The organism is Pseudomonas sp. Pdm06 (assembly GCF_014851795.1).
GTDB classification, from domain to species: Bacteria; Pseudomonadota; Gammaproteobacteria; order Pseudomonadales; family Pseudomonadaceae; genus Aquipseudomonas; species Aquipseudomonas fluorescens_AA.
The window spans coordinates 137,310-153,058 of record NZ_JACVAH010000003.1 but is presented as its reverse complement, the minus strand read 5'-3'; the positions used below and the strand labels follow the sequence as shown (position 1 = coordinate 153,058).

General features: G+C 60.4%; 15 protein-coding genes. 14 read left to right on the top strand and 1 reads right to left on the bottom strand.

All coding sequences use genetic code 11. The annotated features are described in order from the left end of the window. Window positions 1-181 precede the first annotated feature (181 nt). The 12 genes from argH to IB266_RS06240 all read left to right on the top strand — a co-directional run bounded on the left by argH (window position 182) and on the right by IB266_RS06240 (window position 13,393). Window positions 182-1,609 (top strand): argininosuccinate lyase, encoded by a 1,428-nt coding sequence (gene argH / locus IB266_RS06295; protein ID WP_192260591.1) that lies wholly within the window; start codon window positions 182-184, stop codon window positions 1,607-1,609. A 72-nt stretch (window positions 1,610-1,681) separates the two neighbouring features. Further along, window positions 1,682-2,560 carry an amino acid ABC transporter permease gene (locus IB266_RS06290; RefSeq protein ID WP_092325990.1) on the top strand — a complete coding sequence of 293 codons (879 nt, stop codon included), beginning with the start codon at window positions 1,682-1,684 and terminating at the stop codon, window positions 2,558-2,560. Between the two features lie 10 nt (window positions 2,561-2,570). Further along, window positions 2,571-3,335: an amino acid ABC transporter ATP-binding protein gene (locus IB266_RS06285; RefSeq protein ID WP_008001408.1), complete on the top strand. Its 765-nt coding sequence runs from the start codon at window positions 2,571-2,573 to the stop codon at window positions 3,333-3,335. A gap of 39 nt (window positions 3,336-3,374) precedes the next feature. Continuing rightward, window positions 3,375-4,199 (top strand): ABC transporter substrate-binding protein, encoded by an 825-nt coding sequence (locus IB266_RS06280; RefSeq protein WP_060742902.1) that lies wholly within the window; start codon window positions 3,375-3,377, stop codon window positions 4,197-4,199. 141 nt (window positions 4,200-4,340) lie between these two features. Next, complete coding sequence (locus IB266_RS06275) at window positions 4,341-5,183, top strand: polysaccharide deacetylase family protein (RefSeq protein WP_192260590.1); 843 nt, start codon at window positions 4,341-4,343, stop codon at window positions 5,181-5,183. Beyond that, entirely contained in the window at window positions 5,176-6,060 is an 885-nt protein-coding gene (locus tag IB266_RS06270) for a polysaccharide deacetylase family protein (protein ID WP_192260589.1), read from the top strand. Before IB266_RS06275 ends, IB266_RS06270 begins: the two co-directional genes overlap by 8 nt. Then, the gene (locus tag IB266_RS06265) at window positions 6,060-7,409 is read left to right on the top strand and encodes an MmgE/PrpD family protein (protein WP_192260588.1); all 1,350 of its coding nucleotides are present in this window, start codon (window positions 6,060-6,062) and stop codon (window positions 7,407-7,409) included. Before IB266_RS06270 ends, IB266_RS06265 begins: the two co-directional genes overlap by 1 nt. Before the next feature lie 69 nt (window positions 7,410-7,478). Beyond that, entirely contained in the window at window positions 7,479-8,657 is a 1,179-nt protein-coding gene (locus IB266_RS06260) for an MFS transporter (RefSeq protein ID WP_192260587.1), read from the top strand. A gap of 319 nt (window positions 8,658-8,976) precedes the next feature. Further along, window positions 8,977-9,828: a sugar phosphate isomerase/epimerase family protein gene (locus tag IB266_RS06255; RefSeq protein ID WP_092142267.1), complete on the top strand. Its 852-nt coding sequence runs from the start codon at window positions 8,977-8,979 to the stop codon at window positions 9,826-9,828. Between the two features lie 14 nt (window positions 9,829-9,842). Further along, window positions 9,843-10,895 (top strand): isopenicillin N synthase family dioxygenase, encoded by a 1,053-nt coding sequence (locus tag IB266_RS06250; protein WP_192260586.1) that lies wholly within the window; start codon window positions 9,843-9,845, stop codon window positions 10,893-10,895. 76 nt (window positions 10,896-10,971) lie between these two features. Beyond that, window positions 10,972-11,778 carry an ABC transporter substrate-binding protein gene (locus tag IB266_RS06245; protein WP_412548290.1) on the top strand — a complete coding sequence of 269 codons (807 nt, stop codon included), beginning with the start codon at window positions 10,972-10,974 and terminating at the stop codon, window positions 11,776-11,778. Window positions 11,779-11,884: 106 nt separating this feature from the next. After that, window positions 11,885-13,393, top strand: coding sequence for an amino acid ABC transporter permease/ATP-binding protein (locus tag IB266_RS06240; RefSeq protein WP_192260585.1), 1,509 nt, complete (start codon window positions 11,885-11,887; stop codon window positions 13,391-13,393). Window positions 13,394-13,486: 93 nt separating this feature from the next. Here the strand turns inward: IB266_RS06240 and IB266_RS06235 are convergent, their stop codons facing one another. Further along, entirely contained in the window at window positions 13,487-13,942 is a 456-nt protein-coding gene (locus IB266_RS06235) for a MarR family winged helix-turn-helix transcriptional regulator (protein WP_060742910.1), read from the bottom strand. Window positions 13,943-14,001: 59 nt separating this feature from the next. Between IB266_RS06235 and IB266_RS06230 the strand changes: the two genes are divergently transcribed. Both IB266_RS06230 and IB266_RS06225 read left to right on the top strand, forming a co-directional pair. Further along, window positions 14,002-14,562, top strand: coding sequence for a PaaI family thioesterase (locus tag IB266_RS06230; RefSeq protein ID WP_192260584.1), 561 nt, complete (start codon window positions 14,002-14,004; stop codon window positions 14,560-14,562). A gap of 102 nt (window positions 14,563-14,664) precedes the next feature. Next, entirely contained in the window at window positions 14,665-15,669 is a 1,005-nt protein-coding gene (locus tag IB266_RS06225; protein WP_192260583.1) for an aldo/keto reductase, read from the top strand. Window positions 15,670-15,749: the final 80 nt, after the last annotated feature.

The window sequence follows — 15,749 nt, the reverse complement described above, 5'->3', positions numbered from 1 at the left end:
CGAACATCAGCGCCAAAACGCTGGTCGCGAAACATCAAAAGCTGACAGTTCGATCAGCTCTTTCACCGATGCAACTGCCCTCTTGAAAACTGCTCTGGCCTGACTTCGCTCGCTGATTTCGTAGCGACGCCGTGGCCCGGAGTACCCGTTTCAGTTCGCGTAACCGACGAGGAAAACAACAATGTCTCAAACCACCGACCGACTCTGGGGTGCTCGCTTCAAATGCGGCCCTTCCGAAGCCTTGGCGGCCCTGTCCCGTTGCCCTGAGCGCTACTTCCGGCTCACCCCGTACGACCTCGCCGGCTCCAAGGCCCATGCCCGGGAATTGCAGCGCGCCGGACTGCTGACCGAACAAGAATCCCAGACCATGCTCGACGCCCTGGAACGCATCGGCGCGGACTATCGCGCCGGGAGCATCGCCCCGACCCTGGATGATGAAGACGTCCACACGTTCATCGAGCGGCTGCTGACCGAACGGCTTGGCGCCCTGGGTGGCAAGCTGCGTGCCGGCCGTTCGCGCAACGACCAGACCGCCAATGACCTGCGGCTGTTCCTGCGTGACCACGTACGCACCGTGGCCGTTGAAGTGTTGGGCCTGCAGCAGGCGCTGGTGGAACAGGCCGAGCAACACATCGAAAGCATCTGCCCCGGCTTCACCCATCTGCAGCAGGCGCAACCGATCGTGTTCGCTCACCACCTGCTGGCCCACGCCCAGTCGATGCTACGCGACGTACAGCGGTTGGTGGACTGGGACGCACGGACGTCGCTGTCACCACTCGGTGCGGCGGCCATGGCGGGCTCGGCGATCGCTCGCCTACCTCAGCAGTCGGCAAAGGAAATGGGCTACAGCGGCGTTTGCGAAAACTCCATCGACGCCGTGGCCAGCCGCGATTACGTCGCCGAGTTTCTGTTCATCGCCAGCATGCTCGGCATCAATATCTCGCGCCTTGCCGAAGAGTTCTGCCTGTGGTCGTCGCGGCAATTTCGCTGGGTCGCACTGGACGATGCCTACGCCACCGGCAGCTCGATCATGCCGCAGAAGAAGAATCCGGACATCGCCGAACTGGCGCGAGGCAAGGCCGGTCGCCTGATCGGCAACCTGACCGGCCTGCTCTCCACGCTTAAATCCTTGCCACTGTCCTACAACCGTGACTTGAGCGAAGACAAGAACGGTGTGCTCGACAGCGTCGACACGCTGCTACTGGTACTGCCCGCCATGGCGGGAATGGTGGCGACCATGAAAGTCAATGTTGAGGAATTGCGCCGCCAGGCACCGCTGGGCTTCACCCTCGCCACCGAAGTTGCCGATTGGCTGGCGGTGCGCGGCGTGCCGTTCAAGGAAGCTCACGAAATCACCGGTGCGTTGGTCCAGGCGTGCGAGAAACACGACATCGAACTGTGGGAGGCCTCCCCCGCTCTGCTGGCGGAAATCGACCCGCGCCTCACCCCAGAGGTACGCGAAAGCCTGACCCTCGAAGCCGCCATCGCTGCACGCAATGGCTGGGGCGGGACCGCGCCACAACAGGTACGCGAACAGATCGGACGCTTGAAAACCGCCCTCGCCACCCAGCAGCAATGGACCGAGGACTATCAGGGCTTTCGCCTCTGAGCAACACACCGAACTGTGGGAGCGAGCTTGCTCCCACAGCGATAGCGCCGAAACCGAGTACGGAGAAACAACATGAGCCAGACACAGGCAGAACGACTCCAGGCGGAGCGCAAGCTGGCGGAAAACCAGTTTGACATTACCCAGTACGATCATGTGCCCCGGCGCTACTACGGGCGGATCTTCTTCGCAACGCTGATCGTCATCGCCCTTATTGGCCTGGTGCGCGCCTTCGCCGAAGGCAAGATCGAATGGTCGTACATCGGCCAGTTCCTGACCTCCGAAGCGATCATGTGGGGCTTGCTCAACACCATCGTCATGGCCGTATTGGCCATGGCGTTGGGCATCGTGTTCGGCGTGATCACTGCGATCATGCGCATGTCGGCCAACCCGATCCTGCGCTATGTGGCCGTGACCTATACCTGGCTGTTTCGCGGCACGCCGCTGATCCTGCAACTGCTCCTGTGGTTCAACCTGGCGCTGATCTTCCCCACCATCGGCATTCCCGGCCTGTTCGAAATGGACACCGTGAGCCTGATGACCCCGTTCGCGGCGGCCTTGCTGGGCTTGAGCATCAACCAGGGCGCCTACACCGCCGAAGTGGTGCGCGCCGGCCTGCTCTCGGTGGACACCGGGCAATACGAGGCTGCCAAATCGATCGGCATGCCACGCCTGCAAGCGCTGCGCCGGATCATCCTGCCCCAGGCCATGCGGATCATTATTCCGCCGGTAGGCAACGAGTTCATCGGCATGGTGAAGATGACCTCGCTGGCGAGCGTCATCCAATACTCGGAATTGCTCTACAACGCCCAGAACATCTACTACGCCAACGCCCGCGTGATGGAGCTGCTGATCGTCGCCGGCATCTGGTACCTGGCCACCGTCACCGTCCTGTCCTTTGGTCAGAGTCGCCTGGAGCGTCGTTTCGCCCGCGGCGCCGGCAAGCGCTCTTGAGGAGTTCCACATGAGAAGCATCGTCAAGGCCGTGAGCCTGAATAAATATTACGACCAGTTCCACGCGCTCAAGGACATCAACATCGAAGTCGAGCAAGGCGAAGTGCTGTGCATCATCGGCCCGTCCGGCTCGGGAAAAAGCACCTTGCTGCGCTGCGTCAACCAGTTGGAAAAAATCGACAAGGGCGGCCTGTGGGTCGACGGCGAACTGGTGGGCTACCGGATCGTCGGCAACAAGCTGCACGAACTCAACGAAACCCAGATCGCCCGCCAGCGGCTGTCCACCGGCATGGTGTTTCAACGGTTCAACCTGTTCCCGCACATGACTGTGTTGCAGAACATCATCGAAGGGCCGTGCCAGGTGCTCAAGCGCTCCCCCAAAGAGGCGAATGAAGAGGCCCTGGAGTTGCTCGCCCGTGTCGGCCTGGCGGACAAGCGCAACAGCTACCCGATCGAGCTTTCCGGCGGCCAGCAGCAACGCGTGGCCATCGCTCGTGCATTGGCCATGCGCCCCAAGCTGATGCTGTTCGATGAACCCACTTCGGCACTCGACCCGGAACTGGTCGGTGAGGTGCTGTCGGTAATGCGCGATCTTGCGCAGACCGGCATGACCATGATCGTCGTCACCCATGAGCTGGGCTTCGCTCGCGAAGTTTCCAATCGCATGGTGTTCATGGATGGCGGGCAGATCGTGGAGGCTGGAAGCCCCGAAGAAATACTAATAAGTCCGCAAAACCCTCGCACCCAAAGCTTCATTTCTGCCGTTCGAACCTAAGCGTCCGTTGACGCTCACAACACTCATAAGAGAACGACCATGAAGAACTTCTTTATCCCCGCAGTACTCGCAGGCGTCATGGCATCCGGCTTCACTTTCGCGGCCGAATTGCCGGCCAGCATCAAAGCCAAGGGCGAAATCGTCGTGGCGATCATGCCGAACTACCCGCCGATGGATTTCAAGGACCCGGCCACCAACACCCTCACCGGCTTTGACTATGACCTGGGCAATGCCCTGGCCGAGCGCCTGGGTGTGAAGATCAAATGGCAGGAAACCGGCTTCGAGCAAATGATCAACGCCCTGACTACCGACCGCGTGGACATGGTGCTGTCGGGCATGACCGACACCGTCGAACGTCAGGCCAGCGTAACCTTCATCGACTACTTCACCAGCGGTCCGCAGTTCTACACCTTGCAGAAAAACAAGGACACCAACGAGATCCTCGACCTGTGCGGCAAGAAAGTCGGCACCAGCCGCCGCACCACCTTTCCGGCGGAAATCGCCGAGTGGAGCAAGGCCAACTGTGAGGCCGCCGGCAAGCCGGCGATCAACGTGGTCGGCACCGAAGGCTCCGCCGATGCCCGGGCGCAACTGCGCCAGAGCCGCATCGATGCAGCCATGCAGGGCAGCGAAACCCTGCCTTACCTCAAGACCCAGGAAAAGGACATGTACAAGACCGTGGGCCTGCCGATCTCCGAGCAGTACACCGGCATGGGCGTGAGCAAGAAGAAACCTGAGCTCAGTGAAGCGGTGAAGGTCGCGCTGCAAAGCATGATCGATGACGGCAGCTACCAGGCGATCCTGAAGAAATGGGACCTTGAACTGGGGGCGATCAAAACCGTGACCATCAACGCCGGAAAGTGATCCCACAGGCCATTTGATTCCGATGTGGCAGCGGGCTTGCTTGTGAGTGATCCAACATCAATGTTGCCTCACTCGACGCCATCGCGAGCAAGCCCCGCCACAAAGGGTCTGGTGTCTACGACTAAAGATGGAGCACTACCGATGCCCTCCTCACCCACCTGGCCCGCGCCGCACAAGGCTTGCCTGGCCCTTGCCTTCGACCTCGATGGCCCGACCGGTGATGCCATGCTCAACGGCTCGATCTGGCGCAAACCCGAGTACTTCGGGTTCGGCGGCTATGGCCCTTACCGGGCACTGCCACGCCTGCTCGATCTGCTCGACGAGTTCCGGATCCCGACGACATTCTTCGTCCCCGCCTGGGTCGTGGAGAACTGGCCGAGACAATGCCAGGCGATTGTCGAGCGCGGGCATGAAGTCGCTTATCACGGCTACAAACACGAATCCTTTTATGCCCTGACACTGGATCGGCAAAAAGAGGTGATGCAGATCTCCCGCGAGGTGTTCTGGAAACACCTGCATATCCGCGCAGAAGGCTTTCGCACGCCGTCCGGCGACTGGCGCGCCGAAACCCCGGCCATGCTGGTGGAAGCCGGCGTGACCTATTCCAGCAGCATGCGCGGCGACGACCGACCGTACCTGGTGGACGTACCGGGTTTCGATACGCCGCTGGTGGAAATCCCAGGCCGATGGGAAATGGACGATTACGCGTCCCTCGCCTATACCCGCGCGCCGAACTTTCCTTCCGGATTGGACCGTACGGCCAGTTACGCGCTGACCCTGGACAACTGGTGCCGCGAATATGATGGCGCGATGGACGAAGGGTTGTGCCTGACCACCCTCTTTCACCCGAAAATCATCGGTAAGCCGGGGCGCATCCTGCTGCTGGAAAAGCTTTTCGAACACATGCGTCGGCGCGATGACGTGTGGTTCGCCACCTGCCGCGACGTCGCCCACTTCTGGTTAAAGGAGCATCGCCATGGCTGACTCCCCAATCTGGCCGGAAGGCTATCGCTGCGCTGTGGTACTGACCGTCGATTACAACGACATCCACGGCATCCTCACGCAAGCCCCGGAAGTTGCCGGGCGTGACAAAACCTTGTCGGTATGGCGCTACGGTACCCAACGCGGCGTGGCACGCTTGCTCGGCCTGTTCAAGGAACTCGGGGTCTCCAGCAGTTGGTTCGTTCCCGGCATCGTTGCCGAGGAAAACCCGGCACTCATCCAGGCGATCCAGGGCGATGGTCATGAGATCGCCTGCGCCGGCTACCGTCATCAAGATTACGACGCGCTAGACCTGGTCGCCCAGGGCGAAGATGTCGCCAGGGGCTGCGAGACCCTGGCCAGGTTGACCGGCAAGCGCCCAGTCGGCTTTCGAATCCCGGCGGGCAATGGTGCGCCGGGATTCATCGGCGCATTGAAGGACCAAGGCATCCGCTGGTCCTCGTCATGGCGCGGCGACGACTTGCCATTCGCTCACCCGACTGCACCCGGGGTCATTGAAGTGCCGCTGCATTATGAGCTGGAAGACGAGCCTTACTTCGCCTTCAACTTGAGCCCGGCGGTGCCACCGGCACAATCACGAATCGCCTCCTACAGCCACACCCTGGGCAATCTGCAAATGGATTTCGCCGGGTTTCACCGATTCGGCCTGTGCTACATGCTTCGCCTGCACCCGGAAATCATCGCCACGCCGGGACGGATAGGCCTGTTGCGCGAGCTGATCGAGGGCATTCAACAGCACGATGACGTGTGGATCGCCACTGGCGCCGAGGTCGCGCAATGGTGGGCAAACAGCGCGGCGCCGGCGGCTGAGGATCATCCCGCATCGGTGTACGAGCGCCATTATCGGGATTACGTCTGATGAGCGAACGTTTGCAACGGTTGGCGCAATTCTGTGTCGATCTGCGGTTTGAAGATCTATCGCCTGCGTTGGTAGCCCAAGCCAAGCGGCACATTCTCGATACGTTCGGCGCAACGTTGGCCGGCGCCGCGAGCGATATCGCCAAACAGGCACACAAGGTGTTCGCCAGTGAAGCGGGCGAGGTACCGGTTTGGGGAACCGATCTGCAGGTCTGCGCGGGCCCGGCAGCGCTGCTGAACGGCATCGCCGCCCATGCGCTGGAGCTGGACGATACCGGTGGTTGCGATCACTCCGGGGCCGTCGTGCTGCCAGCGGCGATGGCGGCGGTTTCGCTGCGCGCACGGCCCGTGAGTGGTCGTGAATTCATCAGCGCCGTCGTGATCGGCTATGAGGTTGGCCGTCGAGTGCTCGAAGCCTGCGGCGGCTATAGCGCCCACAATGGCGCCGGTTGGCACTCCACCGCGACCTGTGGGGTGTTCGGCGCAGCCGCCGCCAGTGCGCGCATCCTGGGTCTGGATACGCGGCAAACCCTGGCGGCACTGGGCATTGCCGGCAGCTTCAGCGGTGGCCTGTGGGCCTTCATTCACGACGGCTCGCACAGCAAGAAACTGCACAGCGGGCGCGCCGCAGAAGGGGGTCTGTTGGCTGCGCGGTTCACCCAGCAAGGCATCAGCGGGCCGACGCAGCTATTCGATGACGTCTGGGGCGGCTTTCTGAACACCCTCGCCCCAGCGACTTCAAGGCCCGAAGCGCTGGATGCAGAGCTCGGCGTGAACTGGAAGCTCGCCCGCTGCTCGATCAAACCCCATGCCTCCTGTCGTGGCACCCATTCGGCCATCGATGCCCTCGGCCAGCTGTTGGAGCAGTTGAAGGTACCCGTCGACCAGGTCGAAAACGTGCACGTCGGGCTGAGCGGTTTTCTTCATGGCATGTGTGGCGGCCGGGATGTCACCCACCTCGCAGGCGCGCAAATGAGCCTGCCGTATGCCCTCGCCGCGCGGTGGGTGCATGGGCATTGCCGACTGCACGCGTATGACGATCGGCAACGCAACGATCCGCTGGTGATTCAGTGCATGTCGCGCATCCATCTTGAAGTGGACCCGCGACTGGATGAGGATGGCGAGCCTGTGGTGACGCTGCGGACCGTGGACGGCCGGCAGGCAAGCCTGTGCGTAGAAGTGCCCTTGGGAGCGCCGGGCAATCCACTTGCCGATGAGGCCCTGGATGAGAAGTTCTTCAGTTTGACGACGCGGGTCATGCCGCAGGAACGGGCTGCGGAACTACTGAAGCAATTGCGACGCATGGAAGACCTGGGATCGATACGTACGCTGGAACGGTGGCTGGGTTGATCATGGTATTGACGGCTCGGGCGTCATCGCGGTGTACGCCAACAATCTGAATAAGGACATTTGCCCCCCGTGGCCACTTACTCGCTCGTTATTCGGCGCTTGATGATCGCTTCGCTGACCATCGTGGTCAGCCGCGCCATCACCAGCCCTTTGCTCACGCTGTTCCTGAGCAACAAGCTGGGCCTCAATCAACAAGATGTCGGCTTACTGCTGGGCATCGCGGTGTTCATCGCCACCCTGCTGGCCCTGTACGGCGGCTACATCATCGATCGCCTGGAAAAGCGCCGGTTGCTGATCCTGGCGATGCTCTCCAGCGCCGTGGGTTTCGTACTGCTGACCTTTGCCGAAAACCTCTACCTGACCACCCTGACCGTGGTGATCACCGAGACCGCGTCGGCCCTGTTTCTGATCGGCTCCAAAGCGATCCTCAGTGAAAACCTGCCCATCGGCCAGCGCGCCAAAGCGTTTTCCCTGCGCTACACCCTGACCAACATCGGCTACGCCACCGGCCCCATGCTCGGCGTGGTGATTGCGGGGGTCTACCCGATCGCGCCATTCCTGATCGCAGCAGGCATCGCGTTCTTCAGCATCTTTCTGATGATGGGAATCCCCGGCGATGGGACGCCGACAGCGGCCATGGGTCCGCCGCCCAGTTTTCTCAAGACGCTGAAGACCCTGAAAAACGACCGCACCCTGATCATGTTCACCTGCGGCTGCCTGCTCAGCACCGTGGTGCACGGACGCTTCACGCTGTATCTGTCGCAATACCTGCTGGTCACCCACGACGCCAAGCGTGCACTGGAGATCATGGCCGCCCTGCTCGCCTGCAACGCCATCACTGTAATCCTGCTGCAATACCAGATCGGCCGGTTCCTCGATCGCGAGAAGCTGCGCTACTGGATCGCTGCGGGCACCAGCCTGTTCATTCTTGGCCTGATCGGCTTCAGCCTGGCGGACGACATGCTGAGTTGGTGGGTGGCGATGTTCATTTTCACGCTCGGTGAAATGATCATCTACCCGGCCGAATTTCTCTTCGTCGATACCCTGGCCCCGGAAGAACTGCGCGGCAGCTACTACGGCGCCCAAAACCTGGCCGCCCTCGGCGGCGCCCTGAGCCCGGTGATCTGCGGGTACCTGCTGATACAAACCCCGGCACCAACGATGTTCTATGCCTTGAGCGCCTTGACTGCGGTGGGTGGGCTACTGTGTTTCATGAGCGGGCGCCGGGTGGCGGTGGTGCGAAAGTGATTCATGGAGCGGCATCCTTGCTGCAAAACGGCTCGGCGGCGTGATCAACGCGCCAGGTCCGGAGCACCGGATCCATGACTGACGATCAGGGCCGCGGCCAGTGATCAATAGTTTAGAAATCTCTGAACTATCTTTTTGCGCTTCCCTATTCTTTCCGCCAACCACCCCTCCCTACTATTGACGGCAACAAAGGAGCCTTTCCATAGAGATGCGGCCCGAAGATTGCCTTTTCTGATTGTCACTGCCGTTCGTTGTGCGTTTCGGTTAGCGCCGCAACGTCGCCGTGTCAATCATGCGAAGGAACCTTTGGAGCAGATCGATGAAGCTGGAAATATTCCGAACGTTGTGGGGCTACACCGCGAGCAAGGCACAAGCGCTCGATGAGTTGCTTGAAGCCGGGTTCGATGGCATGGAAGCCCGCCTGCCCATGACCGCCAGCGAACGTGCCGAGTTCGCAGCCTTTCTACGCATCAACAAAGTCAGCTATATCAGCACCGTCTTCAGCGCCTACGACGTTCTGCCGGAACAGTCGGCAACCGTCGACGAACACCTTCTGGACCTCGACAAGAAACTCGGTTGGGCGGCTGAGTTGGCGCCGCGCTTCGTCAACCTGCTGGCTGGCAACGACCGCTGGCCACTGGCACAGCAAGTCGACTTCTTTGGCCGCGCGATGGACGTCGCGCGCAAGCATGGCCAGGTGTGCGCCTTCGAGACCCATCGCGCGCGCTCGTTATTCAACCCCTGGGTCACCCTCGAGTTGATTCGTCAACTGCCGGACCTGCGCTTCACCAGCGACATCAGTCATTGGGTCGTCACCTGTGAGCGCCTGCTCAACGATCCGGAAGACGACCTCAGTGCCTTCGTCGAACGTGTTCACCATATCCAGGCCCGAGTCGGCTATGACCAGGGACCGCAAGTTCCCCACCCCGCCGCCCCCGAGTACAGCCAAGCGCTTGCCTTCCATCAGCAACATTGGGAGGCCATCTGGCGATCCCAGGAAAAACGCGGGTATCAGGTCAGCACGCTGACACCGGAGTTCGGCGCCGACGGCTATCTGCATCACCTGCCCTTCACCAACGTGCCGGTGGCTGATCTGTGGTCGCTGAACGTGTGGATGGCAAACACCGAGCGCGAGCATTTTCGGCGTTTCGCCTGCACCTCAACCCGATAAGGAGCGCCCCCCTCATGCCTGATAAAACGCCCACGACCGCCAACTTCAATCGCATTCCGGTGGTGGATATCGCCGGGCTGTACAGCGACGACATCACCCAGCGCCAGGCAGTGGCCGAAGAACTGGGTAACGCCGCCCGCGCAGTCGGTTTCCTGTACATCAAGAACCACGGCATCGAGTCGTCACTGATCGACGGCTTGCGTCAAGCGGCGAAGGACCTGTTCGCACAATCGCTTGAGTACAAAATGCAGCACTACATCGGGACTTCACGCAGCCACAAGGGTTTTGTGCCTGAAGGTGAAGAGGTCTATGCCAAAGGCAAACCGGATCACAAGGAGGCTTTCGATATTGGTTTCGAAGTGAGCGAAGACGATCCGCTGGTCATTGCCGGCACGCCATTGATCGGGGCCAACGAGTGGCCAGACCTGCCGGGTTTCCGTCCCGCCGTCGAAGCCTACTATGCCGCGGTGTTTGCATTAGGTCGTCGCTTGTTCAAGGGTTTCGCGCTCGCTTTGGGCCTGGAGGAGGACTATTTCGAGGCAATGGTGACTCGCCCACCGTCGAAACTGCGCCTGATCCACTACCCATTTGACCTGGCGGCTCAAGACGCGCCCGGCATTGGTGCGCATACCGACTACGAATGCTTCACCATTTTGCTTGCCGACAAGCCAGGCCTCGAGGTGATGAACGATCAGGGGCAATGGATTGATGCGCCGCCCATGGACGGTACGTTTGTGGTCAACATCGGCGACATGCTGGAGGTCATGACCGCAGGCACATTCGTCGCTACGGCTCACCGAGTGCGAACCGTCAGCGAAGAGCGCTACTCGTTCCCACTCTTCTATGCGTGCGACTTCCATACGCAAATCAAGCCACTGCCGCAGTTTCTTGAGGGCGGTAAGGATTACGAGGAAATCACCATCGGTGAGCATATGTTTGGCCAAGCGTTGCAAACCTATCAATACCTGCGCCGCAAAGTCGAACGGGGCGAACTCAAGCTGTATGAGCGCGCACGCAAGCCATCGAGCTTCGGTCACTTGAAGAACCAGACGCAGGAAGCGTCCTGATGCCCCCCCCGACCCGTTCCAAAACAGCCCTGTTTCAAAACCAGTCCAATCCTACTTTTTCGACGTGGAGTCACCGATGATGCGCAATCCAATGAATATCGCTGTCCGCTTGTCCCTGCTGGCCTTCGCGCTCCTCGGTGCGGCAGGAGCCCATGCAGCCACGACGGTGACACCCGGCGCCCTCAAGGTCGGCATGGAAATCACCTATCCGCCCTTCGAATCATACGACGAACAAAAAAATGTCGTCGGCTCCGACCCCGAACTGGCGCGATTACTCGCCAAACATCTGGACCTCAAGGCTGACTTCGTTGACACCAAATTTTCCAACCTGCTGCTGAGCCTGAACGCCGGTCACTATGACGCGATCATCTCGGGCATGTACATCACGCCCCAACGGCAGACTCAAGCGCAAACCATCGCATACGCCAAGACCGGCGCAGCGATCATGGTGCTGAAGGACAGCCCGCTGAAACCGAAAGTACCGGAAGACCTCTGCGGCCTGAAAGTCGGCCTGGAAAAAGGCACCACTTGGGTGACGCAATTCAACAAACTCTCGACCGATTACTGCGTCCCGAACAACAAGGGCGCGATCATGGTCAGCGAATTCCCGTCCGCACCTGAAGTGACCCAGGCGCTGCTCTCCGGCAACGTGCAGGCTCAGGTGGAGATCGACGGCGCCGCCGGCATGATCGCAGAACGCACCAAAGGCCGGGTGGTGATCAGCACCGAGCACTCGATCTATCAACAGACACTGGGTATCTACGTCAAAAAGGACAACGACGCGCTCTATCAGGCGCTGCTCAAGGCCTTTGATGCGACGAAAGCGTCGGGTGAATACGCCGCCCTGTTGAAGAAATACAACCTGGAAGAACCGACTAACTGACTCAGTGCAGCCCTGTGGGAGCGAGGCCGCTCCCACAGTCGGCGGCGTTCGCTTGACTGCCTGGCATAGGTGAAGCCTCCGTCGACGCCAGCAGTTGGAGGTACACATGCAATTTGAATGGCCCTACTTTTTTTCTCTGTTTTCGGTCTCGGACTTCTGGAAAGCCTGCATTACGGTGGTGGAACTCAGCACGCTGGCCTGGTTCATCGGCATGCTGCTGGGCTTCCTGCTGGCCTCGGCCAAGCTTTCGGCCACGCGTTGGATCAGCGTGCCGGCGTCGGTTTATATCTGGTTCTTTCGCAGCGTGCCGCTGCTCGTGCTGGTGGTGTTCGTCTATAACCTGCCGCAGATGTTCCCGGTCACCCGTGGCGTACTGTCCAACCCGTTCTATTCCGGCCTGCTGGCACTGGTGGTCACCGAGGCGGCGTACATGGCGGAAATTCATCGTGGCGGCTTGATATCCGTTGCCAAGGGCCAGAAAGAAGCCGGCCGTGCACTGGGCATCGGCCTGATCGGTCTACAGCGCCTGATCGTGATCCCACAGGCGTTCCGCATTTCCCTGCCGACACTGATCAACGAATACATCACCGTGGTGAAACTGACCTCGCTGGTCTCGGTGATTTCCTTGACCGAGCTGTTGACCGTGGGCCAGCGCCTTTACGCGCAAAACTTCCTGGTCATGGAAACCCTGTCGGCTGTGGCGGTGTATTACGTGCTGATCGTGACCGTGCTCGGCTGGCTGTTTCATTGGCTGGAGCAACACCTGGAACTCAACAACCGCAAACCACAAACGCTGGATGACATCAGCCTGCGGCGTCTACGCGCGTCACCGGCGGCTCCCTCTCCGGCAAACGCTCGTACAGCGCCGGGACCTGGCTCGGCACCCGCCCTGCAACTGGTCAACATTCACAAGCGCTACGGCCAGCACGCCGTACTCAAGGGCATCAACCTTGATGTCAACGTGGGTCAGGTGATTTCCATTATCGGTCCGTCGGGCTCGGGAAAAACTTCGCTGATTCGCACCGTCAACGCCTTGGAAAGCATCGACCAGGGCGAGATCATTCTATTCGGCGAAAGTTATATCCACGCCGGTGACAACACCAACACGCAACAAGTACGCCATGGGGTGCAGCGCATCGGCATGGTGTTCCAGAGCTTCAACCTGTTTCCCCATCGCACCATTCTCGACAACGTCACCCTCGCGCCGCGCTATCACGGCCGCGACAAGTCCATCAGCGAGCAGCGCGCCTACGCCCTGCTGGACAAGGTCGGGCTGCTGGCCCACGCGCAAAAGTATCCGCATCAGTTGTCAGGCGGTCAGCAACAACGCGTGGCAATCGCCCGCGCATTGGCAATGGATCCCCACATCATGCTGTTCGATGAGCCTACTTCAGCCCTTGACCCGGAACTGGTCGGCGATGTGCTCAAGGTGATCAGCGACCTGGCAAAAGAAGGCATGACCATGTTGATCGTGACCCATGAAATGGACTTCGCCATGTCAATTTCCGACAGGGTGGTTTTCATGGAGGACGGCCTGGTCAAACTGGATGCGGCGCCTGGGATGATCCGAGCTGATCAGTGCGGCGAGAGAATCAGAAAATTCATGAGGGTTTGAACGCGGTGTGACTGGGTGCTGACACTCGCGGTGGGATATCCGTCAAGCACGCTGGTTCCCATCCACGTTATGCGTTGCGAAGCGGCTGGCGAGTCATTCTGATGGGGATTCATCAAGATCGTCATCAAGGCTCGCAATGCATGCATCGAGCAATTCGTGCAATACAGCCACGCGCTCCACGCCGAGTAGACCATTGAGCGCGCGCTGTGCCTCCTTCCAGGCCCGCTGGCCTTCGGCTTGCTTTACGCGTCCTGCCTCGGTCGCTTCGACAAGGCGACTGCGGGCATCGCCTCCTGCACCAATCTCCAGCCACCCCTGAGTGGTCAGGGACTGCATGTTTCGAGTCAGGGTCGAATTATCCATCTGCATTTGCCTGGCCAGGTCACTCGGCCGAATAGGCCCCAGCCTGACGACATGCGACAACAGTGCGTACTGCGTGTTCTTCAGGCCGGACTCGGCGACGTAGCGGTCGTAATGACGCGTCACCATGCGATTGAGCTGGCGGAGCTTCAGATTGGTGCAGCCCTGTGGCTTGATAGTATTTTTCATGGGGTATATTGTACCTGCAATATTTGCATATGCAATTGTCTGGAGAGAAGGAAATGCCGATGGAAGTCGATCAGGTCGTTGCTCACTGGAACGCGGAGGAAAAATCGGTTCGTGCGCGCTTGCTGGTCGCCGATACCGCGCCGCAGGATCAGATCGCCGGTCGAACAGGCATGGAAGTGTTCGAAGCGATCTTTGCTGGAGAACTGCCTCCCCCACCCATCGGCGACACGCTCGATTTCGTGCCGATTCACATGGAGCCCGGCATTGCCGTCTTTCAAGGTCGCCCACAGCGCAGGCACTACAACCCACTGGGCACCGTACACGGCGGATGGTTCGCTACGCTGCTCGACTCGGCAGTAGGTTGCGCCGTGCACTCGACCTTGCCCGCCGGCAAGGGCTATACCACGCTGGAGCTGAAGGTCAACATGGTGCGCCCCCTGAACGACCAGGTCCCGTTGGTGCGTGCCGAGGGCAAGGTCATCCATGCGGGGCGTACAGTGGCTACGGCCGAGGGCCGGATCATTGGCCCCGACGGCAAACTGTATGCGCATGCGACGACCACCTGCCTGATCTTCGATCATCCCGCAGCCACACAGGGGACCTCTCATGGCCAAGGCTGAGACCGATCCTGGCGCACCCGTTACCCGCGAAACACGCGACGCCCAGGCCTTTGCGCCGACACTGTCTGACAATATCTTCCCGACTTGATCAATGGTGAAAACATGAAATATGCATCCTTCGGCAAAACAGGACTGAGTGTGTCCCAGGTCGTGCTCGGGACAGGCAACTTTGGCACAGGCTGGGGCTACGGCGCGGATCCCGATGTCAGCACGGCAATCTTTAATGCGTACGCGGAGGCCGGCGGCAACTTCATCGATGGGGCGGATATCTACCAGTTCGGACAATCCGAGGAACTGCTCGGGACCCTTCTGAAGGGCCGACGCGAGAGTTTCGTCCTGGCGACCAAGTACACCCGAGGCGCACAGCCCAATGCTGATCGCCTCGTCACCGGCAATAGTCGTAAAGCCATGGTGGCCTCGGTAGAGGCAAGCCTGAAGCGCCTCGGAACCGATCGCATCGATCTCTACTGGGCGCATTGGCCGGATGATGTCACGCCCACCGAAGAAATCGTCCGTGGGTTCGAGGATCTCGCCCGCGCGGGCAAGATTCTTTATGCCGGCCTCTCCAATTTCCCTGCTTGGCGGTTATCGCGTGCCGTCACCCTCGCCGAACTCACCCACTCGGTGCCGATCGCTGCGGCGCAATTCGAGCATAGTTTGGTCCACCGCGAGCCCGAGGCTGATCTGTTCCCGGCTTCGCATGCGTTGGGATTGGGTATCGTCACTTGGTCGCCACTCGGCGGAGGCATGCTGACCGGTAAATACCGCAAGGGCGAGAAAGGACGCGCCGAGGGCCTCGGTGGCAAGGTGTTCCAGGCAGAGAACAGCGAGCAGCGTACACAGGTCCTCGACACGGTTATCGCCATCGCCAACGAACTGGGCGTCAGCCCCGGCCAGATTGCCATCGCCTGGTCCGGCACGCACGGGTCGTTGCCCATCACCGGCCCGCGCTCGGTCGAGCAGTTGGCCGACAACCTCGCCGCCCTGTCGGTTGAACTGTCAGCCGAGCAGATTCATCGGCTCGACACCGTCAGCAGCTTGTCTGCTTCGATGCCAGCAAGGACAGCGACCCCTTGGGCTCGCGCAGCAGCGCAGATCGTGGCTTGAACGTGGGAGGCTGATACAAGCCGGCGATAAGAAGAACGAGCCTGCTCGCTCACATTTGGCAATCCGATAGCCACAAAAGC